The organism is Arthrobacter sp. MDB1-55, assembly GCF_059092925.1.
In genome coordinates this window covers 261939-286927 of record NZ_JBNHID010000002.1, presented here as the reverse complement: position 1 = coordinate 286927, position 24989 = coordinate 261939, and the positions used below count along the sequence as shown (strand labels likewise).

Here is a 24989-nt window from a genome sequence, read left to right as displayed (position 1 = left end):
GTCGAAAAGCGCGTGGTCAGGAAAGGGTCCGGGCAGTGGGGTCCCAGCCCTCGGGCAGCGGCTCTGCTGCCGCCGCGGAGCTGGCGATGTCAACGAAGGAGCGGGTCTCGACTGACTCGGCGATCGAGGCCATGACGTCCAGCACGTGGAACGCGGTGGCGCCCTGTGCTCGGTGCGGCGCACCGGCGCGGATGGAACGTGCCATGTCCAGCACGCCGACGCCCCGCCCGAAGGTGGAACCCGCCGCCGGGAAGGTCTCCCACTCCTCGGCGCCGTGGCGGTGAAGCCGGATCTCGCCGTCGAACCTGTTCGGGTCCGGGAAGGCGATGGTGGCTTCCGATCCCGTGATCTCCACAAAACCGTGCCGGGGAAGCGGCGAATCGAAACTGAAGTTGCTGGTGGAGGAGGCACCGTTCTCGAACTGCACGAGGGCGCTGACGTGGGTCGGGACGGTGACCTCGAACTCCTCGCCCGCGCGCGGACCGGAACCGATCACCCGCGTCTCACGCGAGCGGGATCCGAGCGCCGCGACGGTTTGCGCCGCACCGAAAGTCTGAATCAGGGTGGTCAGGTAATAGGGGCCCATGTCGAACAGGGGACCGGCGCCTTCCTGGAACAGGAATGCCGGGTTGGGATGCCAGGCTTCGGGGCCGGGCGACTGCATCAGGGTCAGCGCCGTCAGCGGCACGCCGATGTCGCCGCGCTGGATCATGCGTAGGCCGGTCTGCAGACCGGCGCCCAGGAAAGTGTCAGGCGCGCACCCCAGGCGGAGGCCGGCGTCGGACGCGGCGTCCAGGAGGGACTGCCCCGACTCACGGTCAAGGGAAAACGGCTTTTCACTCCAGACATGCTTGCCGGCTGCGACCGCGTCGAGGGCAACCGGAACATGGGCGGCCGGCGTCGTGAGGTTGACGATGATCTCGACATCGGGGTGCTGCAGCGCATCCTCGACCGTCCCGAAGGCTGCGACGCCGAACTCCTCCGCGCGGGCGCTCGCCGCCTCGGGGAAGAGGTCCGCCACGATGTGGACCTGCACGTCAGGGAACGCAGTGAGGTTGGTGAGGTACTCCTTGCTGATCACACCGGCACCGATGATGCCGACGCCTACCGGGCCGCTCATGCTCCACCCTTCCCGAAGTCGTGCTGCAGGAAGCGCAGACTGTCCTCGAGGGCACGGAAGAGGTCACCGGCAGAGTCATCCAGTTCGACGACGCCGACCTCCACCGACCCGGCTGCCTCCAGGACAGCGGGGATGTTCATCCGGCCGGAACCAACCGCCACCTGGGACTTGTTGTCCCTGTCCACTTGGCCGTCCTTGATATGGATGAACCGAACCCGGTCGCCCAGTTTTGAGAGCAGCTCAGCAGGGTCCTGTCCGCCGACAGCCACCCAGTAGGTGTCCACTTCGAGTACGACGGCGGGATCCAGTGCCTCCGCGAGGACCTCAAGTCCGGTGCGCCCGCCGAAGTCGGTTTCCAACTCCCACCAGTGGTTGTGATAGCCCACCGAAATGCCGTATTCGGCACCCAGGCCCGCCGTTTCGTTGAGTGCCTCCGCGGTCCGGACGACCGACTCCTCCGTGGTCCAGCGAACCGGGTCCACCATGGGTTCGATGACGGTTCCGATGCCCAGCGTGCGGGCGGCCTCGAAAATGAGGTCGCGATCGCCGTCGAGCAGGGGAGCGTGGCCCGTTGGCGCGCTTACCCCGTGGCGAGACAAAGCCGTCTGCAGTGCGTCGGTGTTGGCTGCGAAATTGTATGGCTCGACCCGTTCGAACCCCATTGACGCGAGCCGGCCGATGGTGCCGTCCAGGTCGGTTTCCAGGGCTTCGCGGACTGTATACAGCTGTACTGACAGGGGAGGAACGGGCATATCGGATCCTTTCGCTGGCTGACGCAGGCCGGATGAACGCCTGTACTAGATAGTTTTAGTCCAGATGCTGTCCGCTTCGGCGCTGCGCTCGACACCGTTGAGCACTTTCTGCACCTGCAGGCCGTCAGCGAAGGAAGGTTCAGGCTGGCGCTTCTCGGCGATGGCTTCAACGAAGTCCTTTGCCTGGTGGGTGAAGCCGTGTTCGTAGCCCAGGGCGTGACCGGTGGGCCACCACGCGGACAGGTAGGGGTGCGCAGGTTCAGTGACCATGATGTTGGTGAAGCCCTGTCGGGTGTCCGGGGCCGTTGCATCGTAGAAACCGAGGGAGTTGAGGTTCTCAAGGTCGAAGGAGACGGCGCCGGTGGAGCCGGCCACTTCAATGCGCAACGCGTTCTTCCGGCCGGTGGACATGCGGGTCGCCTCGAACGAGCCGACTGCTCCGCCGTCGAAGCGGCCGCTGAACAAGGCGAGGTCATCCACGGTGACCTTGCCGCGGCCGTCGGTGGCGGTGCCGGCCAACCCCGAGGCCTCTCCGAGCAGGGGCCGCTCGTGCACAAAGGTGTTCAGGATGCCGCTGACGCCGGTGATCTTCTGGCCGGTGATGAACTGTGCGAGGTCGACGGCGTGGGCGCCGAGATCGCCCAGAGCTCCCGAACCGGCGGAATCCTTCTGCAGGCGCCAGGTCAACGGCGCCTGATCGTCAACCAGCCAGTCCTGCAGGTAGTTGGCACGGACCTGGCGCACTTCGCCGATCGCGCCGGACTGCACCAGGTCCCGTGCGAAGGCCGCCGCGGGCACCCGCCGGTAGGTGAAGCCGACCATGGCGAAAACGTCCTTGCCGGCACGATCCGCAGCGGCAGCCATTGCCTCAGCCTCTTCTAGGGTGTTCGCGAGCGGCTTCTCACACAGGACATGCTTGCCTGCTTCGAGGGCTGCGATGGCGATCTCGGCGTGCGAGCCGCCGGGAGTGACAATGTCGATGACGTCGATGTCGTCGCGGGCGATGGCCGCACGCCAATCGGTGTCGGTGGATTCCCAACCCCATTTTCGAGCCGATGCCTCCACTCCCTGAGCGTTGCGCCCCACGAGGAGAGTCATCTCCGGCTGGGACGGCAGGTCGTAGAACCGCGGTGCAACCCGCCATCCCTGTGAATGGGCAGCCCCCATGAATCCGTGTCCGATCAGGGCGACCTTCAGGGGTGGTACGTCGTTCAGCATGTTTCCTCTTTATCCGGCGGCAGATGTAAAAACAGGTGGATCGAGGTGGGGTGCTCTTGCCAGCGACAGAGCACCCCACCTCTCACGGTTCTACGACTCGAAGGCCGTCGGCAGGTACTGCTCAACGTTCTCGCTGGTGACGACCGGCGCGTTCAGAACGATGCGCTTGGGAACTTCAACCTCAACGAGATCGCTCATGGCCTTGTTCTGGGCGATGAGGCGGGCGAGGCGGATGCCGTCAGCTGCCTGGGTGGAGGGGTAGATGACCGTAGCTTCGAGGACGCTTTCCCCGGCCTCGATTTCGCGCATGGCGTTGGCCGAACCGGCGCCGCCGACCATGATGAATTCATCGCGGCCCGCATTGTCGATGGCGGCGAGAACGCCGATGCCCTGATCGTCGTCATGGTTCCAGAGGGCGTCGATCTGCGGTGCGGCGGAGAGCAGTTGGGAGGTTGCTGCCTCACCGCCCTGGACGGTGAAGTCAGCTGCAACGCGGTTGTCCACGTCGAGGCCGCATGATTCCAGTGCGTCCGCGAAACCACGGCTGCGGTCCTGCGTCAGCGGCAGGGAGTCGATTCCCGCAACCTCGGCGACGACTGCGTCTTCGTTGCCGTCAAGCTGCTCGCAGATGTAGGTGCCGGCGCTCACACCCATGCCGTAGTTGTCGCCGAGGATCGTGGTGCGTGCAGCGAACGGGCTGGAGAATTCGCGGTCGACGTTGATGACGGGAATACCGGCTTCCATGGCCTGGATGGCGACCTCGGTCAGCGCTGCGCCGTCGGTCGGCAGCAGGACGATGGCATCCACGCCGTCGTTGATGAACTGCTCGACCTGGCTGATCTGCAGGTTCGCATCATTGGTTCCCTCGGCGACGCGAAGGTCGATGTCACCGTACTTCTCCGCCTCAGCCGTAGCGGCAGAGTTGATGGCTCCGAGCCAGCCGTGGTCGGCCGCGGGGCCCGAGAAGCCGATTACTACGGTGTCGCCTTCAGCCTGGTTGCCTTCAACGGATGCGTTGGTGGGCTGGGTGTTGGTTCCCTCGGCCCCCGCTGTACACCCGGTAACAAGGGCACCGACTGCAAGAAAGGCACCGGTGGTGACGAGCATCTTCCGGCCCGTACGAACAGCAAGCATGTGTATCTCCTCAGTGAGTTAGGTGCGTCTTCGCAAGAGTGCGGATGCCTCTGATGCCAGCCTCTTTGCGTGACTGCAATCACAATAACAGAAGTTTGAAAGAAATCGACGACTTTATACCGATCACCGACATAATGTGTTAGCTTCGTCTCATGTTCGAAGAAGATCACCTCCAGCCGTTGCTCGAAGTTCGGGGAATCACCAAGCAATTTGCTGGTGTTCAGGCGCTCAAGGGCGTCGACCTGCAGGTACTTCCGGGAGAAGTGCACTGCGTCATGGGCCAGAACGGGGCCGGCAAATCCACGCTCATCAAGACGCTCTCCGGAGTGCATCAGCCCGACGGCGGAGAAATCCGGTGGGAGGGTGAGCCTATTTCCCTTCCGGGTCCCACCGCCGCCCTCGACCTCGGCATCGCAACCATGTATCAGGAACTCGACGTCGTGGACGGGCTGTCCGTGGCGGAGAACATCTTCCTCGGGCACGAACGTGCCAATGGAGGCGTGCTGCACGTCAAGAAGACCAATGCGGTTGCCCGTACGCTGCTGAAGCGTCTCGGCCACGGCAGTCTTTCGCCGTCCACCGAGGTCGGCACTCTCTCCGCCGCGAACAAGCAGATCGTGAGCATGGCCCGGGCGCTGTCCCGGGACACGAAGATGATCATCATGGACGAGCCGAGCGCGATCCTGGACTCGGGTGAGGTCGCGAACCTGTTCCGCGTGGTCAGGGAGCTCACCGCCCAGGGCATCGCCGTCGTGTACATCTCTCATCGCCTCGAGGAGATCCGCCAGATCGGTGACCGGATCTCGGTCATCAAGGACGGACGCAGCACAGCCAACGGGCTGAGCGTCACCGATACGTCGAAGGCGGAACTCATTCGCCTGATGACCGGTCGCGACGTCGCAAACGTCTTCCCTGAGCCCACACCCATAGCCCCGGACGCCCCGGTGGTCCTGGAAGTGGACAACCTCGAGCTCGCCGGGCACTTCGATCCGGTCAGTTTCACGGTGCGGGCCGGGGAGATCCTCGGGTTCGCCGGCCTGGTGGGATCGAAGCGGTCCGAGATCCTCGAGACGATCTACGGTGCCCGCAAGGCGTCCTCAGGCAAGGTGTCCGTAAAAGGCAAGGTGCTGCGTCCCGGATCCGTTCCTGCCGCAGTGAACGCCGGAATCGGGCTTTCACCCGAGGAACGGAAGAGCCAGGGCCTGATCCTCGATGAGCCGATCTTCAAGAACGTAACGCTCTCGACCTTCGAGCGGTTCGCCCGCGGAGGGCACCTTAACGAACGTTCCGAACGGGAGGCAGCCCGCGAGCAGATCGCTGCGCTCGAGCTGCGTCCGGCCGACCCGGACCGTCCGGCCCGGACCCTATCCGGCGGAAATCAACAAAAGATTCTTCTGGCCCGCTGGCTGGTGCACGGAACTCCGGTCCTGCTGCTGGATGAACCAACCCGCGGCGTCGACGTCGGAGCGCGCGCTGAGATCTACGCCCTCATCCGCAGACTGGCGGCAGCCGGGACTGCAATCATCGTCGTTTCCAGTGAAATCGAGGAAGTGCTCGGCCTCGCTGACAACGTCCTCGTGATCGATGACGGCACAGTACTCACCAACATCAAAGCAAGCGACATAGACGAGCACGGCGTGCTCGACCTCGTCATGAAGGGAAGTGCCGCGTGAGCGAGCAGAAAACCAAGGTGGCTGAACCGCGCGTGGATGCGCCGGCTGACCACAGTACCCCCGCAACCAACCCCTTCCAGAACTTCCTCAAGGGATCCGCGGGACGCAACCTGGGCCTGGTCATCGCGCTTGTGCTGCTCCTCGTGGTGGGCGCGGTCACCAGTGGTGACCGGTTCCTGAACCTCGAGAACATGCTCACCATCCTGCGGTACGCCTCGATCATCGGCGTCGTGAGCATCGGCGTCACGTTCGTCATCACCGCCGGCGGTATCGATCTCTCGGTCGGTTCCGTCCTGGGCCTTACGACCGTGGTGGCCAGCCTTACCAGCGTGCAACTGGCAGCAACCCAGTCTTCCTGGATCCTCATGGTGGTCGTGGCCCTTGGAGTCGGCGCCCTTGCGGGGCTTATCAACGGGTTGGTGGTCGCCTACGGCAACGTCGTCTCCTTCATTGCCACCCTGGCCATGCTCGTCGGAGCCCGTGGACTCGCCGAATTGATCTCCGGCCGCAGCACGCAGATCGTGAACAACCGCGACTTCCTGCAGGTCCTGCGTGCTGATTTCCTTGGTGTTTCAGTCCTGATCTGGATCTTCGTGATCGTGGCAGTGGCGGGCTGGTTCCTCCTGAACCGCACCACCTTCGGCCGCCGCACCGTGGCCATCGGTGGAAACCTCGAAGCCGCACGGCTGGCTGGCATCAAGGTCAAGCGCCACATGGTTTCCCTTTACGTCCTTGCGGGCGTGACGGCCGGCATCGGCGGTGTCATGTTCCTCGGGCGAACTACTGCCGGTACGTCCACCCACGGCCTGCTCCTCGAACTCGATGTGATCGCCGCCGTCGTTGTCGGTGGAACCCTGCTCATCGGCGGACGCGGAACCATCATGGGAACCGTCCTGGGTGTGCTGATCTTCAGTACTTTGGTCAACGTCTTCACCCAGAACAACCTGGACACCTCCGTTCAGGCGCTCGCCAGGGGCCTGATCCTCGTGGTTGCTGTTCTCCTGCAGCAGCGTTTCGCGACCCGTGGCAGCCGGACACGAAAGGCGAAACTCAAGCCGGCGAAGGTCTAGCCGAACCAAGGCACAGTACCCCCCGGCTCCCGGACTCCGGGAGCCGGGGGAACAGCACCGGAGGGCAGGCAGTGAATTCTGTAAATGTGGATCATGCGCTGCACGGCGACGAGGACCTCGACCTGGTCGAGGACGTGCTGCAGGACTTCTTCGCGGAGGCCAAACTGCGCGCCGTTTCGGTCAACGCGACCTACCTCGGCCTCTGGGAGGCCCTGGAGCGGGCAGCCGCGGGCGGCAAGCGTTCCCGCCCACGGCTGGTTCTGCTCGCCTACCGGCAGCTCGGCGGAACCGACGCCGCCAGTGCTGCCCGGCTCGCCGCATCCTATGAGCTCCTGCACAGCGCTCTCATCATTCACGACGACGTCATCGACCGCGATTTCGTGCGGCGGGGCAGCCCCAATGTGTCCGGGCACTATCGGAACCGGGCGCTGCGGGCAGGCTCTTCCGCTTCTGCCGCCGAGCATGCGGGGGTGTCGGCCGGGGTGCTCGCCGGAGACCTCGCCCTTTCCGGCGCCTTCCGTTTGTTGAGGTCCCTGGAAGTGCCGGACGCGAAGCGCCGGCGCCTCAACGAGATTCTCGACGACGCAATCTTCTCCTCGGTGGGCGGGGAGGTCCTGGACATCGAGTTCAGCCGGACGCCCGAGATGCCGCCGCTCGAGGACATCACCAAGACGGCCCATCAAAAAACGTCGGTGTACTCATTCGAGGCACCGCTGCACGCAGGCGCCGTGCTCGCGGGTGCCGCTGAGTCAGTGGTGGCGGCCCTTACTTCTTTCGGGCGTTATGCGGGAATCGCCTACCAGGTCGCCGACGACGTTCTCGGCGTCTTCGGCACCGAAAGTCGCACGGGAAAGACGACCTGGGGCGACCTCCGGGAGGGCAAGCGGACTGCCCTGCTGTCTTATGCCGCCACCAGGCCGGAATGGAATAGCATCGCTTCCCTCATCGGGTCCCGCGACATGACAGCGGCGAAAGCGCAGTACGTCCGGTCTGTGCTCGTGACCTGCGGTGCCAAGGACTATGCCGTCAACCTAGCCACCGAAAACGCACACCGCGCTGTGGCGCAGCTTGAATCCGACGGGGTGCCGCCGTCCCTGCGCAACAGCCTCGAACGCCTCCTCTTCTCGGTCATTTCGGACGTCACTTCGCATTAGCCGCGTCCGCACCGGTCTTCTTTCACGGATCGTGCGCTTTCTGCCGTTATCATGAGGGTACAAATCCGGCACCAAGGCAAGCTGCCAGGAAGGACCTGAACCGGGGTGGAAGGGAAGACGTCGGCGCCTGCCATGGTGCTCTCCCTCAGCCGTTCAGTTCCAGGCGCGATTGCAGCCGGACAAGTTGCCCGAACATGACCGCACCACCGCAGGACGAACGAATCCGGCGCTCCGTCGCGGGCACCAACCTAGGCAACAACCGCGACTCGACCCGGCAGCATAACCTGTCCACGGTGCTGCGGCTTGTGCATTCCATGGCTGGTGTCTCCCGCGCACAACTCACCCGAGCCACCGGGCTGAACAGGTCCACCATCGGCGCTCTGGTCGGTGAGCTCGTCCAGCTCGGCCTCGTCGTCGAAAGCGATCTGGACCAGGCCCAGCAGCACGGTCGTCCAAGCATCATGATCGAGCCGAGTCCCTCAGCGCTGGCCCTGGCCGTCAATCCTGACATCGACGTCGTGAGCGTCGCGCTTGTCTCCCTCGGCGGCCACATCGTCAATCCGGTCCGATTCCATACCGTCAGAGCACCGTCCGTTCCCGAGGTCGTGAATATCGTCAGCGCGATCTATTCCGGCATGCGCACCTCTCTGCCGGTGGGCCACCGAATCATGGGGGTGGGGCTCGCCATTCCGGGTCTGGTGGATCCCGGAGACGGCACCGTGATCGAAGCTCCGCACCTCGGCTGGCGCGACCAGCCGCTCGCTGCGCTCCTCAGCGACACTCTGAAACTTCCGGTGATCGCTGCCAATGACGCCGTCGTCGGAGCCCGCGCCCAGGCCACTTTCGGAGCAGGACGGGACGTGTCCGACCTCATCTACCTGTACGGCGGCGCCAGCGGTATCGGCGGCGGTGTCATCAGTGGCGGGCGCCTGGTTCGCGGCGCCACCGGATTCGCCGGTCAGCTGGGGCACACCCACGTGCTTTCAGGCGGCGCTGAATGCACCTGCGGGTCCCGCGGTTGCCTCGAAGCGGAGATCACCCGGGAAGCACTGATCGCAGCGGTCGGCCTCCCCGCGGGCGAAACGGAGAATCTCGAAGACGCCGTACTGGAGAAGCTTCAGGACGAATCGGGTTCACCGGAGCTCCGGAAGTTGATCGAGCGGCAGGCTCAACTGCTGGCAATCGGGCTGAAGAGCGTGGTGAACCTGCTTAATCCATCGATGATTGTGCTGGGCGGATTCCTGAGGATCCTGGTTCGTGCTGCGCCCGACGCTCTCAGCGAAGCTCTGATCACGCCTGGGACGCGCGGACCCCGGGAGAGGGTGACCATCGAGCTGGCCCCCCTCGGCGAGGACTCCATCCTGATTGGCGCCGCGGAGCTGGCCTTCGAGCCCCTGATCCGGGACCCTGCCGGTTTCCTGCGCCCACAGCACGACGACGCCGCGACTCCGGTCGATTCCGTGTAAGGCGCATACTTCTCACCACAGAAAAAGCGGACCCGGTACCAGCAAGTGCTGGTACCGGGTCCGCTTGGTTCAACAGGTTCTGCTTCCCTAACCGGTAACCGGTGTTAGCCGGTATCAGTTAGGAATGATGACGACCTCCGCCGTGCTGGTCAGCGGCGCGGATGCCTCATCGCCGGCGTCCGTGTAGGAGGCGTTGAACACTGCCGAGAGATCATCCACGGCCGGGTCATGCCCCTCAGGGACGGTGGTCGTGATGGTGCCCGTGCAGCCCGTTGTGGTGGTCTGCGGGTGGCCGTGGGTATGGTGGCCGAGAATGTAGGAGACCTGGACTCGGGCACAGTCGACGGGCTGATCATCGGTCACGCGGACCTCGAAGGAAACGGTGTCACCGAACTGGAAGTCCTGTCCTGCAACAGGGCTGATGAACTCGACCACGGGTGCCTGGTTGCCGACCTCGATGCTCACCTCAGCGGAGGTGTGCTTGCCGCGGTGCTTGCCGCCCTGGTCGGTGACCGTGAGGGTTGCTGTGTAGGTGCCGATCTCTTCGTAGGTGAAGGTGGGGTTCGCTTCCTCTGAGTCGACTACGCCATCCGAGTTGAAGTCCCAGGCGTAGCGGAGCTTGTCGCCGTCGGCGTCGTTGGTTCCTTCACTGGAGAACTGGACTGTCAGCGGTGAAGCACCGACGGTGGGCGTTCCGGATGCCACGGCGGTAGGGCTGTGGTTGCCGTTCTCGCCGATGTAATCGATCCGGGACAGCTGTGCGTCCGGGTTCTCGCCGAAGTAGCCGTCGCCGTACTCGAGCACGTAGAGGGCGCCATTGGGGCCGAACTCCATGTCAATCGGGTTGTCGGTGACGATCGAGTCAACGACGTTCTCGATAGAGGCGAGTTCGCCGTTCTCCATGGTCATGGCCTTGATGTAATCGCGGGTCCACTCGTAGAAGAAGGACTTGCCGTCGTAGTACTCGGGCCAGGCAACCGGTGCACGGCCCTTGGTTGCCTTCTCATCGAAGTTGTAGGCAGGCCCGGCCATGGGACCGATGCCGCCCCGTTCAAGTTCGGGGAACTCAGAGGAAACGCCGTAGGAGTACCAAACCTCCGGCTGGGCTACCGGCGGCAGTTCGCGGAGACCTGTGTTGTTGGGGGACTCGTTGACTGGTGCGGAGCAGTTGAACGGTTCCCCGGACACGCCGGTGGCGAAGTCGTAATCCACGTAGGGCAGCTCAGCAGTAGCGCAGTAAGGCCACCCGTAATTCGAGGGCTCGGTGATGACGGCCCACTTGCCCGTTCCCGCAGGCCCGCGCAGGGGATTGGCGGAGCGTGCGTCAGGGGAGTAATCAGCTACGAACAGTTCGCCCGTGTTCTGGTTGAGCTCAATCCGGAAGGGGTTGCGCAGGCCCATCGCGTAGATTTCGGGCCGGGTCTGAGCGGTTCCAGGCTCGAAGAGGTTGCCCTCAGGAATGGTGTAGCCGCCACCCTCGGTGGGGGTGATGCGCAGGATCTTGCCGCGCAGGTCATTCGTGTTGCTCGAGGTTCGCTGTGCGTCGAAGGCAGGGTTGCTGTTCGGGCGCTCATCGATCGGAGTGTAACCGCCTGACGCGAACGGGTTTGTGTCGTCACCCGTAGACAGGTAGAGGTTGCCCTCGGCGTCGAAGACGATGTCGCCGCCGACGTGGCAGCAGATGCCACGATCGACCGGAACCTCAATAATCTGCTGTTCGCTGGCCAGGTCGATCGAGGAGCCGTCGAACTGGAAGCGTGAAAGAACGAGGGATCCCTTGAACGGCTCGAAGTCGGCGGCGGTTCCGGTGGTGGGGGCATCGCCCTCGTTGATCCCCGGCGTTGCCGGATCGTCAACCGGAGTGTTCTGCGGCGGTGAGTAGTAGAGGTAAACCCAGTTGTTCCCCTTCGTGCCGAACTTCGGATCGAGTGCGACGCTCTGCAGGCCCTCCTCATCATGCTCATAGACGTCGAGAGCGGCTGCCAGCGTGTTCAGTCCGGTTTCGGCACTGTTGAGCCAGACCTGACCGTCGCGGGTGGTGTGCAGGACATCGTTGTTGGGAAGGACTGCAAGGTCCACCGGCTCACCCGGCGTGTCGTTGAGTGTTACCTTCTGGAAGCTGGAGTCGGCCGGAGCGACTGCAGGAGCGGCGGGAGCGTTCTTGGCCTGCGCCGGCACAACCGCGAAGGAAGTAGCCATCAGGGCCACCATCGCCAGACCTGCACCTGCTCGTGCAGCACGCTTCATGGAAAATCTGGTGGCATCTCCTGGACGCCCGGAAGCTTGCGCTATCCCGTGTCGATTGACTGTCATCGTTCACTTTCTTCTCGCCTTTGAGGACCCGGACCAGCCGGAGTCAGGTCACCTAAAACGCTAGTAGAGGGGTGCGAGTTTAGCTAGTGGTTTGAATAAACAAAGTACATATTTCTTTGGGCTCGGAGCATCCGTTTTGGCATGTCGAATCCCGCTTTGCCGGGGCAGTAAGGGCAAAGCGGAAATGGTTCTTTTTGTTGGAGTAGTTGCTTAAGTCGGCACTGGTGCTAGTTCAGCATCCCCTGGGTCTCGAGAACCAAGCCCTTCACGGCAACTGCCGGCACCTGTCGGCCCGTGGCGACCAGGTTGTTGACGGAGGCTGGGATCTCGGCCTGTGAAGCGATGATCAGCGGTGTGCCGGCTGAAGAGTCGGGCAGCCTGCCATGGGTGCCGCGGACGTGAGTGGGGTCCAGGGGGACAGTACTCATGGCGTACCGCAGGCCCAGTTTCTTCTTCAGAAGGTTGAGCCCCGCCTTCGCCTTGGCGAATTTGTCCGCAGGATCGAAAAAGAGCTCCGCGGGGTCGTACCCAGGCTTTCGGTGAATGTCGACGCCGCGGGCGTACTCCGGTGCCCGGTCGTCGTCCAGCCAGAAGTAGTACGTGAACCACGCACCTGGTTCTGCAGTGACTACCAACTCGCCAGACCTCTCATGATCCAGTCCATAACGGCCCTGAGCCTCACGATCGAGCACCTCATCCACGCCTTGAACCTCCTGAAGAAGTGCGGCTACGCGCTGCACGTCCGCGGGGTCGGCGACATAGACGTGCGCCACCTGATGGTCGGCGACTGCGAAAGCGCGCGACGTCCATGGGTCAAGTTGTTCCCTGCCGTCCTGGACGTAAACCTCGAGCAGGCCTTCGCGCCGGAGGACCCGGTTGATGTCCACCGGAGTATGTGCCTCTTCGATGCCATACTCGGAGACCACGATCACTGCGTACCCCCGGGATTCCGCCTCGTCCAGCAGCGGGGCAATGACTGCATCGAGTTCCGCAGCGGCTCGTGCTGCCTGGGGCGAATCGGGGCCGAACCGTTGCAGATCGTAGTCGAGGTGAGGCAGGTACGTCGTCAGAAGATTCGGTGACTGGTTGCGCATGACGTGCCGGGTGGAATCCACAAGCCACTGGGTTGACTTGATGGCAGCGGTTGGACCCCAGTACTGGAACAACGGGAAGTCTCCGTAATGTGCCACCAGTTCATCGTGCAGTTCGGCTGGGCGAACATACGCATCCGGAGACTTTCGCCCGTCGGCATGGTAGATCGGCCGCGGAGTGACGGTGATGTCCGTGGACATTCCCATGGCGTACCACCAGCAGATATTTGCCGACCGATACGAAGCATCCTGCCGTCGGGCGGCTTCCCAGAGCTTCTCTCCGGTCACGAGCTTGTTGTGCTGGCGCCACAGGTACACGTCCCCGAGCTCCCGGAAATACCAGCCGTTCCCGACGACGCCATGCTGGGAAGGCATCAGACCGGTCAACATGGTCGACTGCACTGTGCAGGTTACTGCCGGAAGGACGGTCGCCAATTCGGACGACCATCCCTGCGCAGCAAGATTCGACAGGCGCGGCATGTCCCGCAAAGCCTTGGCTGTCAGCCCGACCACGTCTAGCAGCAGAACCGGTTTCACTATGTGTTTCCTAACTCACTTCGATCGGGCGCTGAATGGGGAACTCCTGCAGGGTCAGGTAAGGGACGTTGCCCGGAGGAGGTGGGTCTGTGCCCACGCGATCTCGGCAGCGATTCCCTCCACGATCCCGGCGGGTGGTTCGGGCAGGACGTTCCAGGTGTAGGTCTCGATGTCGAGATGGATCTGTTCGTTATAGGGCAGTCGTCCGACTTCGGCGACCGTTTCCCGCAGAACGTCGGCGGTTGTCTCCAGCGGAGCTGACGGAATGTGGTGGAGCGGAATGTGAAAGTGCACGCGCCAGGGGCTCTCGCCCGGCAGGTCGATCAGCGCTTCTGTCAGGTCGTCGGCGGTGAGTACACCGGATGTTCCGGATTCCCGTACCTGATGGAGATAGCGCGGTTCCGCGAAGGTGGACAGCGCTGCACGCGCGGCAGGGCTGGAAGGGTCGCTGACGTGCAGGGCAGATGACGCCTGGACCTTCACGACCCGCAGGCCGGCTGCATCGATCTGGTCGATGGCTTCCGCCGGGTCCGCGAAGGACACCGCGAGATGGCAGGTGTCCACGCACAGGCCAATGAATTCCGGGTCGATGCCTGAAACCACGCGTGCGCTTAGCCAACCGACCACGTCGGACACTGTGTCAAGCACACACCCGGGCTCCGGTTCCACCGCGATACGGACCGTTCTCCCCGTGCGGTCCCGCAGCTTTCGCAGGCGGGTACTAGCCTCGGCGAGTGCGGTGGAGGCGGCGTCGTCGTCGTGCTGCGTCCAGGGTTCCCGCCAGGCGAGCGGCAAGGTCGAAATTGATCCGGCCACGCCCTCGGGCAGCAGCGCCGCAAGAATCTCGGCGCAGTCCATGGTGTACTCGAGCCTCGCGGCCTCCGCCCAGGTGGGCTTATAGACATCATGCTTGACGACGTCGTTATGGAAGCCGCCGTAGGGAAATGCATTGATCGTATGCAGCTGCAGCCCCTCCGCCGTCAACACCTCACCAAGTGCAGCGAGATCATCGGGGCTGCCGGCCAGCCGACGCGCCAGCTCCGCGGGAATCCAGAGGCCGACGCCAAGTACATCACGTCCCGCACTGCGGCGGATGGGCCCGGAGTATCCGCGCAGCTGCCGGATGACGCCGTCGAGATCTTCGGCAGGATGGACGTTCGTGCAATAGGAAAGGAGCATCAGACGCGCGCTCCCCTTAGAACGGAATTCCCCTCGAACCCCGCAGCGGCGTCTGGCAGCTCCGCCGCGTCGAAGCCCGGGATGGGGTCGAGGATCAGCTGGCCGCTCTGTCCGTAGAATTCGACGGGGTTGCGCCAGAGGACCTGGTCGACGTCGTCCGCTGTGAAGCCAGCCGCGAGCATCGCCTCTCCGGTGCGGCGGGTCTTCAGGGGATCCGACCGTCCCCAGTCAGCCGCAGAGTTGACCAGAACGCGCTCGGTTCCGTAGCGGCTGAGGATGGCTACCATCCGCTGTTCGTCCATCTTGGTATCCGGATAGATTGAGAAACCCATCCAGGCGCCTGCTTCCTTGACGAGCTCCACGTTGGTCTCGTTGAGGTGGTCGACCACCACCATGCCGGGTGCGACGCCGGATTCCCGGACAACATCGAGTGTCCGGTGAGTGCCCGCGAGCTTTTCCCGATGCGGGGTATGTACCATCACCGGCAGGGAGTACTCACGCGCCAGTTCCAGCTGCCGGCTGAAGGCCTCATCTTCAACGGGAGTCATGGAGTCATAGCCGATCTCACCGACGGCCACCACCCCCTCCTTCATCAGGTAGCGGGGGAGCTCCTCCAGAACGGGCACGCAGCGGGGATCATTCGCCTCCTTGGGGTTGAGCGCAATGGTGGCGTGGTGCCGGATACCGAATTGCGCTGCGCGAAACCGCTCCCAACCCAGCAGGGAGTCGAAATAGTCGATGAACGAACCCACGTTCGTGCGGGGCTGCCCCAGCCAGAACGCCGGTTCCACCAGCGCGCGTACTCCGCTCGCGTACAGGGCCTCGTAGTCGTTCGTGGTGCGGCTGGTCATGTGGATGTGCGGGTCGAAGATGCGCATGGCTGGCTTCCCTTAAGAAGAGGTGGAGTAGCTGGAGGAGGACCGCAGGAGCAGGTGGACATCATCCGGAATGGAGCGTCCCGCGGCAGTGCGTTCGGCCGCGTAGTCGCTTGCCATTCGGGCAAGTTCGGTGTCTGCACGCTCGTCCAGGTCTGTGACCGCCCGGAGGCTGATCCCCATGAAGATCAGCTTCAGCACCGCATGGCGCCAGCTGTGCTGATCCAGATGGGCTGCCGCGAAGGGTCCTACGGCTGCCGCGACCAGGCTGGTTTCATTCGTTCGGAGTGCCTCCTCCGTCAGACGCAACCCCACGCCGACGACGACGCCGGGAAGGGCCGGCGATGCGGTTGCCAGGGCAGACAGTCCCCTCAATACGCCGCGGCGCTCGGACGAGTCGCCGCGGTTGTAGAGCCCGAGCAGGGTTTCGGCGAGTTGGTCCGGCGGCAGGAGCCCGCCGAGTCTGCCGATCAGCTCTCCCCGGGCGTGGTCACTGACAGCACCGAACAGGACACCGGTGGGATCTGTGTCCGGATGAAGCGGCTTCCGACCCACACGGCGGGCCGCAAGGGCGAAGATCCGCGGAAGGCTGGCAGGATCGGCGGCGACCGCCGTCGTGCTTTCTTCCAGCCACCGTTCTCTTTCCTTCATGGCGTGTACTTCCTCCCAGGCGGAACGCAGTGCTCCCATGCTTCGCACCGCGAGGCCTGGACCGTCGTAGGAATGCCGCGGCAGCTCGACGGCGGCAACTCCCCGGTAGTCGAGCTCGGCCAGGGTGGCGAGCGCCGAAGTGAGGTCCACTGTGCCCTCTCCGAAGGGCAGGTGTTCGTGGGCGTGAGGGCGCATGTCGTCGAGCTGGATGTTGGCCAGCAGCGGGCCCGCCTGAAGGAGGGCTCCGCGGACGCCGTCCGGCTCCACCACAACACAGTGGCCAATGTCCACGGTGACGCGCAGATTGTCCGGCTCATCGAGCTCGGCACGGAGGCGCAGCGCGTCGGACACCGTTTCAACGAGCATTCCCGGTTCGGGCTCGACGGCCACCAGCACGTTTCGGCCGCGTGCATATTCCACGATCTCAGCGACCCTGGGAATGAGCCGCTGCCACCCGGTTTCCGGGGAAGCTCCGTCCGGAAGTACGCCGGAGAAGAAGGAGACGCACTCTGCATCCAGAGCGGCCGCGATGTCGACCGCGCGGCAGAGGAACGAGACTCTGGTGGCCGCCTCTTCGTCGACGAGAGCCGGCTTGTGCTTGTGGCGGGGATCAAGCAGGAAGCGCGTGCCTGTTTCGATGACGACGCGCAGCCCTAGCTCCCTAAGCGTCTCCCGCAGCGCCTGCAGTTGCGCGTCAAGGTCCTCGGCGAACGGATCAAGGTGTGGATGTCCCAGGGTCAGCGCTACGGCGCCGTAACCCTGCTCGGCGAGCAGCTCGAGCGCGATGGGGAGGGGATGGTCTGTGAAGCCGTTGGTTCCGTACCCCAGGCTGAAAGGCATCGGGGGCAGCGGTGGCGCTGCTGTCATGACTCGCTGATCCTCCGGCTTCGGGGACCCGAACGCAGGATCTTCCCGCCCAGATCCACCGCCGCCAGGACCGCGGCAGCAGCAGAGTTCCCGTGGCGCAGCGTGAGTGCCGCCTGCAGCGGGATCATCGCGCGAATGCCGGCCTTGGTGGCGACAAGCGCGTTCATCGCGTCCGGATTGCCGGCTGCCCGGAGCTGTGCGGGTGCACACCGGGCGGCGTACGCTGCCACCGCAGCAAGCACGGAAAGGACCCAAGTAGGGCGACCGGCGCCGGCTTTCAGGGCACCGGTGGCTACCGAGCCGGCTAACAGTGCGGTGCCGGCAGCGACCCCGGAGGCCGTCGTCGTCGTTGTTCCGTTGACTTCGCCGCGCGAAAGGAGGGTGACAGCCACCGTGTGGCCACCCATGATGCCCGCAGCGCCAAGGGCAGGGCGAAGATGGGCGGACCCGGCGCCCATGAGGACGTCGAGCGCACGGCAGGAGCCCATGGTGAGTGAGCCGAACACGGGGTGGTTTTTCGCCAGCAGATCATAGGTCCAGATGGAGACGGCGAGGGGCGCTCCCACTGCCAGGGCGCGCCTGCCTCCGCCGACAGCGCTCAAACCCAGCCCGGCAACAGTGAGAGTTGCCGCAGCAGCAAGTGCATTGCGCGCGCGGATCCTCCCGGACGGAATGGGTCGCTCCGGCCGCTCGCGGGAGTCGATCTCCCGGTCGGCATAGTCGTTGAGCGCCATGCCGCCGGCGTAGAGGCAGGCGCTTGCGAGTGGAAGGGCAAATCGCCGGCCGCTGAGCGGGTGCCCTGCGGCAGACCCGCCTGCAAGGGTGTCGCCAAGGACGGTCAGGATGGCCGGTGCACGCACCAGTTCAAGGTAGTTGTGGATCGTGCTCACAGTTGATCGGAGCTCCCTGCGCCGGCGGTGAGCTTAGTGGTGGCCGCTTTTGTCCACTCGACGAGGTTGCGGGTCTGGTGTGCGAACGCGTGCTCATCACTGCCCCAGGGATCCTTGAAGAAGAACCCCAGTGCTTCAACGTGACCGTACTCTCCGGCTGCGTGGGCAAGGGCCATCAGACGTGAGAGATCCAGCACCATCGGCGCAGCCAGCATGGAGTCATATGCGCTCCAGGTGGTCTGCAGGGTGAGACGGGAGCCGAGGAATCCCTCAATATTGATGTGATCCCACGCCACCTTTGTTTCACCCAGATCCTGGACGTTATCGATGTGCAGCGGAGTGACAGCGCCTCCGGTCAACTCCTGGAGCCCGCGGTTCTTGGACTGAAGCTTTCCCGAGACCGCCTGCGGGTCGGCGAGGGTTGCTCCGTCACCGCCGCCGAGCAGGTTGGTCCCTGCCCAGGAAAGGACACGGAGCCCTCGGGCGGCGAGCGCGGGAGCAAGGACCGAGCGAAGCCAGGTCTGGCCGGTCTTGCCGTCCTGCCCGGCGGTCGGAACGCGATGGTGCGTGGCAAGCTCACGCAGGGCGGGCACGTCCAGTGCGGTGGAGGGCGTAAAACAGATGTAGGGGGAGCCTGCCAGAATGGCGGCGTAGGCGGCGACCGAACTTGGCGGCAGCACGGCACGGGTCGGATCCTCGAGAGCAGCCAGCAACAGGTCTACGTCAGAATGTTCCGCGATCGGCTCAACCGGCGCCTCGGTGGACGCGACATCCAGGACAATCACGCGGGCCAGCGCGTTGGCTTGCCGGAACTCCGAGATGTCGTGGGCCAGCCGGCGAGCGACGTCGGCCTGTGACTCCGATTGTTGTGCTGGATCGTAACCCGGCCGCACCCGCTGGTCGGCCTCCACAAGCTGTGCGCGGACGGACTCGAACAGGTGCAACGGGAGCATCCCCGATTCAACGAGTGCCTCGGCGCGCTTCACCATGCCGACACCACTGATGTCATGGCCACCCACCACGAGGTCGCTGAAGTCAGGAAGGGCTACACCTCTGAAGGGCTCCTGTTCGGTTACGCAGCCCGTGGCCGGAGTAAGCCCGGCGGAGATGGCAGCCAGGCCAACTGCGGCGGTCGTTGCCACGGAGCCGCGGGCACCAATGAGCCAGATGCCGGTCTTCCCATAGGGGTAGGACGTTTGTTCCGTGCGTGTAGTGACGCCCGGCGTCCCTTCCGGTGATGTACCCAAGTCGAGGTCCTTTCAAAGTGCAGTAGCGCGAAGTTTCTCCGGGCGGCTCCACGGAGCCGCCCGGAGAAAACTACGCGTCAGAAGGAGTAGCAGGTAAGGAAGTTGAAGCTGTCCTCGGCGAATTCGCGGGTTGCCGGGGCGCCGTCGCGCTCCACCACGTAGTACTTCACCGATCCCTGTGCGGCATCGAGGATAGGTGCCCAGTCGATTTCGCCTTCTCCCACGTCGGTGGGGATGGCCCGCGCGTCACCGTTGAGCAGGCCGTCCTTCACATGCAGGAGCTCGATCCGGTCGCCGTGCTCTTCGATCAGCTGAACGACGTCGATTCCTGCGTCAGCAGCCCAGAGGACATCCAGCTGGAAGGTCACATAGCGCGGGTCGGTGTTCTCGACGAGGATTTCCCAAGCGCTCTTGATCTCACCGGTCTCCGGGTCAGCGAACTGCGTGGTGAATTCGCCCTGATGGTTGTGAACGAAGATCTTGCCGGTGCCGGCCTTCTTCGAGCGCTCGCCCAGCCGGTTGAGAGCATCTGCCGTGGCCAGCGTGTTCTCGAGCGTGCTGATCCCAGGCGATGCAGATCCACCGGAGCCCATGTACTTCTGTCCGATGGTCTTTGCATAGGCGATCGTCGCGTCGAACTGTGCCTCGTTGGTGCTGCCGTGCGACGTGGGAGCCTTCAATCCGTATTCACCGAGCAGTTCGGCGAACTGCTCGGCAGTGCGGCCCTCATAGGTCCCACCGAAAGGCTCGACGTTCTTGTATCCGATGTCGCTGAGCTCTGCGAGTACAGCCTCTGTGCCAGCTGAACGGGTCCAGCCTGCATAGCTGAACATTTGGATGGAGATCTTGCTCGCAGGGATGCTTCTGCCCGAGCATTCGGAGGCTGAGTTGGCGTTCGATGATGCTGCGGCGGCGACTGCGGGGCCGGTCAAGACAGCTGTTGCTGCGATGGCAAGTGATGCCGCTGCTGCCAGTCTGCGGGTTGATCCCCGACGTGAGCGCGTGCCGCCGGAATGGATGTCCTTGATCAAAGCTTCCTCCTTGAAGTGATGCTGCATCTGATGCCGAGTTCAATCCGTGATCTGTTCCGAGATTTCGTCCGTGCAAATCTGACTCTCCTGCCCCGGGTGGCCTAGCCAGAGTGCCGAAGAGACGTCGATCACAATGAACCTAACACGACTAATGACGACGAACAACGAATGTATCGCTCCTGTCGATATATTGACGTAACCGTATGCAGGTGTTAGATCGATCAGGCCAGAAGCGCTGGTCCTTCAGTATTTGATCTCGACAAAAGCGCTAAACGCCTGTCTCTCGGCTGGTATTTCTGCCCGCCCGTGATCCCGAAGCCGGGGCGCCGGCGGTGACCACCAGGGCAGCCCCGTTTCGTCGAAAGGTGTGCTGTAATTGGTCGATGAGTGACATAAGTAGCTTCAACGGCCTCGGTTCTTCTGGAGCGAGCGAGCTCTTCCAGATCCTGCGCGACGGTCGTCCCCGCACCCGCACAGAGCTCGCGGAGCAGATGGGGCTGGCGCGCTCGACCATTACGCTGCGCATAGAGGCGCTCATGGAGCTTGGGCTCGTCGGTTTCGTCGACGATGCTGTGTCCACCGGTGGCCGCCCCTCATCCCGTATCGCCCTCAAAGCGGGCAGCAAGATCGTGCTTGGCGTTGACATTGGAGCATCACACCTTCGCGTTGCGGTCACGGACCTGACCGGCCATCGCCTGCGAGAGGCTACCCGCACGATCGAGGTGACGCAGGGGCCCGACGTCGTGCTGCACGCCGTCGTCGAGTTGGCAACCGAACTGCTGGAAGATTCTGGGCGGGCGATGACGGACCTCCTGGCCATCGGCATCGGAGTTCCAGGGCCGGTTGAGCACAGGACCGGCAGGCCGATCAATCCCCCGATCATGCCCGGGTGGAACGGATTCGATGTCCCGGGTTACCTGCAGGCGCACTTCCACGTGCCCGTTCTCGTCGACAACGATGTGAACATCATGGCTTTGGGTGAGCGCAACGTCGCCTGGCCCAATGTGGACAACCTCATCTTCGTGAAAGTTGCGACCGGCATCGGTTCGGGCATCGTCTCGAGCGGCATGCTGCAGAGAGGCGCCGACGGCGTCGCCGGCGATATTGGCCACATCCGGGTCCATAACGGCGGCGGCGTTCCCTGCCACTGCGGGAACAAGGACTGCCTGGAAGCGGTGGCGTCAGGGCCGGCGGTCGCCACAAAGCTGCGTGCACTGGGCCTGGAGGCGAACTCGAGTGAAGATGTGGTCCGGCTTGTCGGATCGGGCACCACGGAAGCTGTGCATGCTGTGCGTCAGGCCGGTAGGGATGTGGGCGAGGTGCTCTCCGCCTGCGTGAGCCTGATCAACCCCTCGGTAATCGTCATCGGTGGCTCGATGGCCCTCACGGGCGAACACTTCATCGCGGGGATCCGTGAGGTCGTCTACTCGCGCACGATCCCGCTTGCCACGCAGCACCTGCAGATCGTCCAGTCCAGTTCCGGACTCGACGCGGGCGTCCTCGGCGCCAGCATGCTCGCCATTCACCACGCCATGTCGCCGCAGCGCATTGACGCAATGGTGATGGGCCTGTCCGGATCCATGGCGGGCTAGAAGGTTCTACAGCTGTCGGCGACTTTTGCTTGACAGACAACAAAACCCCAAATTAGTCTCAGATCACACAGCCCGGACGACGGCGACGCTGCCCCTGAGTACGCGCACCGGTATCCGGCCAAGCACGAGAGCTATTACTTTCAGCTTGGATTTCACGTGGGAGCAACACGTGAAATCAGGGAATTCATGACCGTTCCGGCGTGCACAAACGTCGGCGCCGTGACTTCCTGCCACCATCGCGTCTGCGCATGTTGACGGCAACGGTGGAGTGCCGAGCGCGCGGCGAAGACGCTGCGCGTCAAGCAACCAATCGTGGGCGACGCCGTCGTCCGGCCATCAACGGCGTCTGCCGTGAGTCCCCCAAGTTACCAACCCGCTGCAATGCAGCAGCAGACGCGCTTCCACCAAAGCCGGTGGCGTGCGTCATTTCCTGCCAGAAAGGCAAACAATATGTGCTTCGGATTCAATGCCCCAGGCGCCCTTCGTCGTTCACTGGAAGAGAAGGGCGTCGACCGGCGCAGCTTCCTGAGGGGAGCAATGGCGGCGGGTGTGGGTGTGGGTGTCGGTCTCGCCGGGCTCGGCGGGACGGCTGCCATCGCAGCTCCCGCGGCGAAGGGTGCAGGCCGCCCGGTTCCTCCGGGACTCATCAGCATCCAGCTGTACACGCTGCGTTCGATCATGCGGGGTGAAGGGGTCGATGCTACGCTCGCGACCCTCGCTGACTTCGGTTACACCAAGGTCGAGCTGGCTGGGCTGTACGGACGCACTGCCGAAGCGATGCGGTCGACTCTGGATTCCCTGGGAATCACACCCTCCTCGAGCCACGACGGAATCAGCGCCACTCCCGCGGCGCTGGAGACCAAGATCGCCGATGCTGTGACGTTGGGCCAGACCCACATTAATGTGCCGTTCCTTGTTTCCAACTCGGCAGACGACTGGCGCCGCTGGGCCGACCAGATGAACGCCGAGGCTGCCGTTGCCCGCGAGGCAGGCCTTAAGTACGGCTACCACAACCATGCGCACGAGTTCACCACCGATCTCGGCGGCGGCGTCACGCCGTGGGACATCTTCACCACCCGCCTCGACCCGAAGCTGGTTCACCTCGAGGTAGATCTCTACTGGGCAGTGACCGGCGGCGTCGGAGTGGGCGCAGCAGACCCCATCCAGTTCGCCATCGACACCATCCAGCAGGCTCCCCAGAAGGTCCTCCAGTACCACGTGAAGGACAAGGAAAACCTTGTCGGCGATCGCAACTTTGCTGATCTTGGAACTGGAATCATCGACTTTGCGCGCATCTTCCGTGCGCACACGCCGAAGGAATTCATCGTCGAGAACGACCAGCCGGACGTCACGCCGCTGCAGACGGCCGAGGTCGGCTACAACTACCTGCGGACGCTCCGCTTCTAAGGACCGTTCCCCGCACTACCGAAGCGGAAGCCGGGTTGGCACCTTCCATCGGAAGGCGCCCACCCGGCTTTCGCCGTCGTCGGCCTGCGTGGGACCGACGCGGCGGGCGCGTGCTTTGCGAATCGGGTCACCGCTTCGCCCCTACTAAACTGTTGCTCATGACCGATATCCCCTCCGCCCGTGACCGACTCCGCGATCTCATCCTGGAATTGGCGGTGGTAAGGGGAAGAGTAACCCTTTCCAGCGGCAAGGAAGCCGACTACTACATCGACCTACGCAGAGTCACGCTGCACCACGAGGCTTCAGGCCTGGTCGGCGAGGTCATGCTGAAAATGCTCGACGACGCCGGCATCACCTTCCAGAGCGCCGGCGGCCTGACGATGGGCGCTGACCCGGTCGGGACTGCCCTCATGCACGCCGCAGCACGCGACGCACGCGCCATCGACGCCTTCGTTGTCCGCAAGGCCCAAAAGACCTACGGCATGGGCCGCCAGGTGGAGGGTCCGGATGTAGCCGGCCGTGACGTCGTCGTTCTGGAAGACACCTCAACAACCGGCGGGTCCGCCCTAACGGCGGTGGAGGGCGTCCGGAAGGCCGGAGGAAACGTCGTCGCCGTAGCGGTGATCGTGGATCGCGACACCGGTTCCAAGGAACGGATCGAGGCCGAGGCGGGCGTTCCCTACCTCTTCGCGTACAGCAAGGACGAACTCGGTCTGGAGTAATGGCGAACGATCCAGAGCGGCTACTGGAATACGCGCATGGCCTGAAGGGCATGTCGCGCCGGCGGTTCCTCACCGGTTCCGCGCTTGGACTGGCGCTGGCCACTGACCTCTTCGTCACACGGCAGATCCAGGAAGCCCGCGAGGAGTTCACCATACTTCCGGTGGCGGACGAGTACGCCGACTCCGCTTTCCCCAACGCCCGCTGGATCCTCTTTCCCGGTTACAAGACCAGCTGGGAGGAGGGGGTCTGGATCATGAACTCCCTGCGCCCCGTATTGAGCCGGAGGGCGCGGCTTGCCGTGATGGGCTACTCCAACCGCGGTCTCGACGTGTCCACCATCGTGAGCGCCTTGCGACGGTACGTCCGTACGCAGCAAATCGAGACGCTGTACTTCTACGGCCACAGCTTCGGGGGAATGGTGGCGGTTGAAGTTGCGTCCCGGCTGCGTGAGGTCGGCGTCAACGTACGTTTCATCATGCTCGATTCCAGCCCCCACGACCGGTTCGACGTCATCGACAAGGCAATGTTCGACGGCGTTGTCTACCTCTATGAGGCCGGGTACCGGGTTCCGACAGTACTTCGGGGCGGCTACGAGCTCGCTGAGCGCATCGTGCACAAGAACGAGCGCTCCTGGTCACAGATCCTCGACCAGACTTTAGAGCAGGTCTCGCCGCTGGCTCCATCGAGCGTGCTGATCCAGTCCCAGGCGTCGTACATCTTCCACTTCAACGTCACGCGGTTCAGTCTCGGTGACACGGAAATGGCGTTCATCGGCAACCCCAATGACGGCACGGTCAATTACGCGACGGCGAGACCAGGCTGGGCTGCGGCCTTCCCCGACAATATGGTCTCCGCTGACTCCGTGACGGAAGGGGCGCTGCCGGCGCATGCAAGCCCGCAGTGGAACCCGCTGATCTACCAGGCCGTGGTGCGCGACGTACAGCAGGACTTCCTTCCACTTCCACGGGGCGGCAGGACGAAGAGCGTCCGCTGACCGAA

At 63.9% G+C, this 24989-nt stretch carries 20 protein-coding genes; 8 read left to right on the top strand and 12 right to left on the bottom strand.

The window, feature by feature from the left end; translation table 11 throughout:
- Positions 1-16: 16 nt before the first annotated feature.
- The 4 genes from AC5RU3_RS08495 to AC5RU3_RS08480 form a co-directional block, all read right to left on the bottom strand.
- A complete protein-coding gene (locus tag AC5RU3_RS08495; protein WP_309071370.1) occupies positions 17-1120 on the bottom strand; it encodes a Gfo/Idh/MocA family protein in 1104 nt (367 codons plus the stop codon).
- Positions 1117-1872 (bottom strand): sugar phosphate isomerase/epimerase family protein, encoded by a 756-nt coding sequence (locus tag AC5RU3_RS08490; protein WP_458116194.1) that lies wholly within the window; start codon positions 1870-1872, stop codon positions 1117-1119. Before AC5RU3_RS08490 ends, AC5RU3_RS08495 begins: the two co-directional genes overlap by 4 nt.
- Before the next feature lie 45 nt (positions 1873-1917).
- A complete protein-coding gene (locus AC5RU3_RS08485; protein WP_309071372.1) occupies positions 1918-3090 on the bottom strand; it encodes a Gfo/Idh/MocA family protein in 1173 nt (390 codons plus the stop codon).
- 90 nt (positions 3091-3180) lie between these two features.
- Positions 3181-4224 carry a substrate-binding domain-containing protein gene (locus AC5RU3_RS08480; RefSeq protein ID WP_458116195.1) on the bottom strand — a complete coding sequence of 348 codons (1044 nt, stop codon included), beginning with the start codon at positions 4222-4224 and terminating at the stop codon, positions 3181-3183.
- 152 nt (positions 4225-4376) lie between these two features.
- Here AC5RU3_RS08480 and AC5RU3_RS08475 point away from each other — a divergent pair, with 152 nt between their 5' ends.
- The 4 genes from AC5RU3_RS08475 to AC5RU3_RS08460 all read left to right on the top strand — a co-directional run bounded on the left by AC5RU3_RS08475 (position 4377) and on the right by AC5RU3_RS08460 (position 9587).
- Positions 4377-5897, top strand: a complete 1521-nt coding sequence (locus AC5RU3_RS08475) for a sugar ABC transporter ATP-binding protein (protein ID WP_493965289.1) — start codon at positions 4377-4379, stop codon at positions 5895-5897.
- Complete coding sequence (locus tag AC5RU3_RS08470) at positions 5894-6967, top strand: ABC transporter permease (protein ID WP_493965288.1); 1074 nt, start codon at positions 5894-5896, stop codon at positions 6965-6967. The genes AC5RU3_RS08475 and AC5RU3_RS08470 overlap by 4 nt, the downstream gene beginning before the upstream one ends.
- Before the next feature lie 71 nt (positions 6968-7038).
- Positions 7039-8121, top strand: a complete 1083-nt coding sequence (locus AC5RU3_RS08465) for a polyprenyl synthetase family protein (protein WP_309071375.1) — start codon at positions 7039-7041, stop codon at positions 8119-8121.
- Between the two features lie 194 nt (positions 8122-8315).
- Entirely contained in the window at positions 8316-9587 is a 1272-nt protein-coding gene (locus tag AC5RU3_RS08460) for an ROK family transcriptional regulator (RefSeq protein ID WP_493965287.1), read from the top strand.
- Positions 9588-9701: 114 nt separating this feature from the next.
- Here the strand turns inward: AC5RU3_RS08460 and AC5RU3_RS08455 are convergent, their stop codons facing one another.
- The 8 genes from AC5RU3_RS08455 to AC5RU3_RS08420 form a co-directional block, all read right to left on the bottom strand.
- Positions 9702-11786, bottom strand: coding sequence for a PQQ-dependent sugar dehydrogenase (locus AC5RU3_RS08455; RefSeq protein ID WP_493965286.1), 2085 nt, complete (start codon positions 11784-11786; stop codon positions 9702-9704).
- 341 nt (positions 11787-12127) lie between these two features.
- Positions 12128-13528: an alkaline phosphatase family protein gene (locus AC5RU3_RS08450; protein WP_493965285.1), complete on the bottom strand. Its 1401-nt coding sequence runs from the start codon at positions 13526-13528 to the stop codon at positions 12128-12130.
- 54 nt (positions 13529-13582) lie between these two features.
- Positions 13583-14707 (bottom strand): metabolite traffic protein EboE, encoded by a 1125-nt coding sequence (eboE, locus tag AC5RU3_RS08445; RefSeq protein WP_309124368.1) that lies wholly within the window; start codon positions 14705-14707, stop codon positions 13583-13585.
- The gene (locus AC5RU3_RS08440) at positions 14707-15585 is read right to left on the bottom strand and encodes a TatD family hydrolase (RefSeq protein ID WP_493965284.1); all 879 of its coding nucleotides are present in this window, start codon (positions 15583-15585) and stop codon (positions 14707-14709) included. Before AC5RU3_RS08440 ends, eboE begins: the two co-directional genes overlap by 1 nt.
- 12 nt (positions 15586-15597) lie before the next feature.
- Positions 15598-17100, bottom strand: coding sequence for an EboA domain-containing protein (locus AC5RU3_RS08435; protein WP_493965283.1), 1503 nt, complete (start codon positions 17098-17100; stop codon positions 15598-15600).
- On the bottom strand, positions 17097-17990 hold the full coding sequence (locus AC5RU3_RS08430; RefSeq protein ID WP_309124366.1) for an SCO3242 family prenyltransferase: 894 nt from the start codon (positions 17988-17990) through the stop codon (positions 17097-17099). The genes AC5RU3_RS08435 and AC5RU3_RS08430 overlap by 4 nt, the downstream gene beginning before the upstream one ends.
- Entirely contained in the window at positions 17987-19237 is a 1251-nt protein-coding gene (locus tag AC5RU3_RS08425) for an inositol-3-phosphate synthase (protein WP_493965282.1), read from the bottom strand. The genes AC5RU3_RS08430 and AC5RU3_RS08425 overlap by 4 nt, the downstream gene beginning before the upstream one ends.
- A gap of 77 nt (positions 19238-19314) precedes the next feature.
- Positions 19315-20268: a sugar phosphate isomerase/epimerase family protein gene (locus AC5RU3_RS08420; protein ID WP_493965281.1), complete on the bottom strand. Its 954-nt coding sequence runs from the start codon at positions 20266-20268 to the stop codon at positions 19315-19317.
- A gap of 383 nt (positions 20269-20651) precedes the next feature.
- Here AC5RU3_RS08420 and AC5RU3_RS08415 point away from each other — a divergent pair, with 383 nt between their 5' ends.
- The 4 genes from AC5RU3_RS08415 to AC5RU3_RS08400 all read left to right on the top strand — a co-directional run bounded on the left by AC5RU3_RS08415 (position 20652) and on the right by AC5RU3_RS08400 (position 24984).
- The gene (locus AC5RU3_RS08415) at positions 20652-21860 is read left to right on the top strand and encodes an ROK family transcriptional regulator (RefSeq protein ID WP_309072161.1); all 1209 of its coding nucleotides are present in this window, start codon (positions 20652-20654) and stop codon (positions 21858-21860) included.
- 450 nt (positions 21861-22310) lie between these two features.
- On the top strand, positions 22311-23267 hold the full coding sequence (locus AC5RU3_RS08410; RefSeq protein WP_493965280.1) for a sugar phosphate isomerase/epimerase family protein: 957 nt from the start codon (positions 22311-22313) through the stop codon (positions 23265-23267).
- 158 nt (positions 23268-23425) lie between these two features.
- The gene (gene pyrE, locus AC5RU3_RS08405; RefSeq protein WP_309070694.1) at positions 23426-23989 is read left to right on the top strand and encodes an orotate phosphoribosyltransferase; all 564 of its coding nucleotides are present in this window, start codon (positions 23426-23428) and stop codon (positions 23987-23989) included.
- Complete coding sequence (locus AC5RU3_RS08400) at positions 23989-24984, top strand: thioesterase domain-containing protein (protein WP_493965279.1); 996 nt, start codon at positions 23989-23991, stop codon at positions 24982-24984. Before pyrE ends, AC5RU3_RS08400 begins: the two co-directional genes overlap by 1 nt.
- The last annotated feature ends 5 nt before the right edge of the window (positions 24985-24989 follow it).

Coding starts and splice junctions, on each gene's coding strand:
- pyrE (WP_309070694.1), top strand. CDS start 23,426: ATGACCGATATCCCCTCCGCCCGTGACCGACTCCGCGATCTCATCCTG.
- AC5RU3_RS08415 (WP_309072161.1), top strand. CDS start 20,652: ATGAGTGACATAAGTAGCTTCAACGGCCTCGGTTCTTCTGGAGCGAGC.
- AC5RU3_RS08480 (WP_458116195.1), bottom strand. CDS start 4,224: ATGCTTGCTGTTCGTACGGGCCGGAAGATGCTCGTCACCACCGGTGCC.
- AC5RU3_RS08410 (WP_493965280.1), top strand. CDS start 22,311: ATGTGCTTCGGATTCAATGCCCCAGGCGCCCTTCGTCGTTCACTGGAA.
- AC5RU3_RS08495 (WP_309071370.1), bottom strand. CDS start 1,120: ATGAGCGGCCCGGTAGGCGTCGGCATCATCGGTGCCGGTGTGATCAGC.
- AC5RU3_RS08485 (WP_309071372.1), bottom strand. CDS start 3,090: ATGCTGAACGACGTACCACCCCTGAAGGTCGCCCTGATCGGACACGGA.
- AC5RU3_RS08475 (WP_493965289.1), top strand. CDS start 4,377: ATGTTCGAAGAAGATCACCTCCAGCCGTTGCTCGAAGTTCGGGGAATC.
- AC5RU3_RS08400 (WP_493965279.1), top strand. CDS start 23,989: ATGGCGAACGATCCAGAGCGGCTACTGGAATACGCGCATGGCCTGAAG.
- AC5RU3_RS08435 (WP_493965283.1), bottom strand. CDS start 17,100: ATGACAGCAGCGCCACCGCTGCCCCCGATGCCTTTCAGCCTGGGGTAC.
- eboE (WP_309124368.1), bottom strand. CDS start 14,707: ATGCTCCTTTCCTATTGCACGAACGTCCATCCTGCCGAAGATCTCGAC.
- AC5RU3_RS08490 (WP_458116194.1), bottom strand. CDS start 1,872: ATGCCCGTTCCTCCCCTGTCAGTACAGCTGTATACAGTCCGCGAAGCC.
- AC5RU3_RS08455 (WP_493965286.1), bottom strand. CDS start 11,786: ATGGCTACTTCCTTCGCGGTTGTGCCGGCGCAGGCCAAGAACGCTCCC.
- AC5RU3_RS08440 (WP_493965284.1), bottom strand. CDS start 15,585: ATGCGCATCTTCGACCCGCACATCCACATGACCAGCCGCACCACGAAC.
- AC5RU3_RS08460 (WP_493965287.1), top strand. CDS start 8,316: ATGACCGCACCACCGCAGGACGAACGAATCCGGCGCTCCGTCGCGGGC.